We start from the raw sequence: 2,103 nt of genomic DNA, 5'->3' as shown, positions 1-2,103 counted from the left end.
GTTCCGCGCGTTCCCACCGTCCACACCGAAGCGCTCTGCCAGCTCTCCGGCGGTCGGCTCGATGGCTCCGTCGTACTGGCGCAGGGTGTTCTGGTAGTGCTCCCATCCGGCCTGCTTGGCCTCCGAACGGAACAACGGGCCCTCACCGCCCACGGCACCTTCAGGGGCGCCAGAGGCGAGCGGGGCGAGGTCTCCGGCCAGCCGGTCACGCAGCAGGGTCGCCTCACGAACCTCGGTGCTGAGCTGCGCAAGCGCCGTCTCCTGCTCCCGGGCTTCCTCCTCGGCGGTACGGGCGCGGGAGGTGAGGCCGTCCAGCGTCTGCTGAGCGGTCTGGGCCTCACGCTGGAGCCGGTTCAGCTCCTGCTCGGCCCGCCGGTGGCCGTCGGTCAGTTCCTGCTGCGCGGCGCCCGTCGCCTGCTCCGCGCGCTGCCGCGCGGTGCCCTCTTCGCGCCGCGCGGTCTCCGCGCGCTTCCGCGCACCCTGCTCCTCTTCAGCGGCCTTCTCGATCTCCTCACGGAGGGATTCGAGTTGGTTCCGCGCGACTTCGGTGGCCTCTTCCGCGCGCTGCCGCGCGGCCTCCGCCTCCTGCCGCGCGCTCTCCGCGCGCTGCCGCGCACCCTCCGCTTCTTCCGCGCGGCCGGATGCGACGGCGGGTGTGACGGCGAGTCCTTCGAGGAGTTCGAGGACCGTCGTGGGGTTGGCGTAGTCGAGCTGGGCGACATCGTCGGCGCGGGTGAGCGCAGTCAGTCGTCGCACCATCGCCAGTGCCTGCCCCTGGTCGGTGGCAACGTCGGCCTTGTCCAGGGCCTTCTGCGCCTTCTTCCGTCGCTTGCCCACCCGGCTCTGCCCGCGACGCTGCCTGGCGTCCGGGGCCTTGAGTGCCAGGCGTAGGCGGTAGACGCGGCGTGCGGCCTTCTGCGCCCGCGCAGCGCGAGCGATGCCGCTGGCAGAGCTGCCAGCATCCAGGCCGAGAGAGGCGAAGAGCCCGGCCCAGGCGTGCTGCCAGATCAGCAGCACCAGCCGCATCGGGCCAGGCCTGCCCGCTTCTTCCAACTCCCGGCCGGTGTCGGGGCGGTGGAGCTTGGAGCGGAGCTGAAGCTCGATCAGCCACGTCGCCAGCGGCGGGATCGCCGCCATGACGGGCCGTGCCCACCAATTGGGAGCGTGCACGGCGTTCATCAGCGATGAAAACGCTACGAGGGTCCAGGCGGTGCGGTGCATCAGCCGCAGCTCGTCCGTCCAGCCGACCTGGGGGTCGGCGGCGCGGTAGAGCATGACCAGCAGCGTCATCTCCGCCGCGTCGAACACGGCGATGAACGCCACCGCCAGCCACGGCGAGAGCTCCGCCGTATCGCGGGCGAAGCCCCACAGGCCATGCACCGAAACGGCGACACCACCCAAGGCGACAACGGCCTGAGGACCGATCCCCGCCAGCCACGGCGTCCTGCCACGGCGACGGGCGATCAGCGTGATCCCCACAGCCAGCACCAGGAAGGTGACCGCTGTGGCAACGACGAAGGGCAGCCACCCGGGCTGCCCTTCAAGGAACGAGTTGAGTGTGCTGGTCATCGGCGGCGCCTCCTTCGGGGCGTGCGGTGCAGACGCCAACCCGCCCACGCCAGACCGCCGGCCACGAGAGCGCAGCCGAGACTGTCGAAAGCGACGGACGCAAGAGCGACGACGGTGAAGCCCCACCGGAACAGCGGACTTGCCAGCTCCCCACGGAGGCTCCGGTGTCGCTTGCGGGTGGAGGTGGTCATCACGCCACCTCCGGAACGATCGCGGCGGACCTGCGGTTGGCCACCTTCACCCGGGCGGCGAGAAGCTCGCGGTGGGCACGGCGCAGACGGCGCTCTGACCACGGCGTAGCGGGCCGGTCCAGCAGGCTGATCTCGACATCGAGCACGTCGACCTCTGCCTGCACGATCGGCAACGAGGCTTCGATCGCGTCCAGTTCAGCGCTGGTCGGCTCCTGCTCGTCTTCGTACGCGGGGACGAGGGAGAGCAATTTGGGCGTGGTGTTCATGGCGTGTGGCGTCCTTCCAGGCGTTGGGGTGGATGTCGTGTACGTGGTGGCCGGCGGCGTAGGCGGCGCCTGCCGCG

The 2,103-nt window shown here is 70.9% G+C and carries 2 protein-coding genes; both read right to left on the bottom strand.

Going from position 1 to position 2,103, the window contains the following annotated elements; all coding sequences use genetic code 11:
* On the bottom strand, positions 1-1,569 hold a 1,569-nt coding region (locus tag H5J26_RS30490; RefSeq protein WP_181769185.1), incomplete at its 3' end, for a DUF2637 domain-containing protein.
* A gap of 190 nt (positions 1,570-1,759) precedes the next feature.
* Positions 1,760-2,026, bottom strand: coding sequence for a DUF6284 family protein (locus H5J26_RS30485; RefSeq protein WP_181769184.1), 267 nt, complete (start codon positions 2,024-2,026; stop codon positions 1,760-1,762).
* Positions 2,027-2,103: the final 77 nt, after the last annotated feature.

Origin of the sequence: Streptomyces albidus (ex Kaewkla and Franco 2022) (assembly GCF_013870515.1) — a bacterium.
In the GTDB taxonomy this organism is placed as follows: domain Bacteria; phylum Actinomycetota; class Actinomycetes; order Streptomycetales; family Streptomycetaceae; genus Streptomyces; species Streptomyces albidus.
Note: the sequence above shows the minus strand (reverse complement) of the source record. Positions and strands in the feature narration are given on the sequence as shown.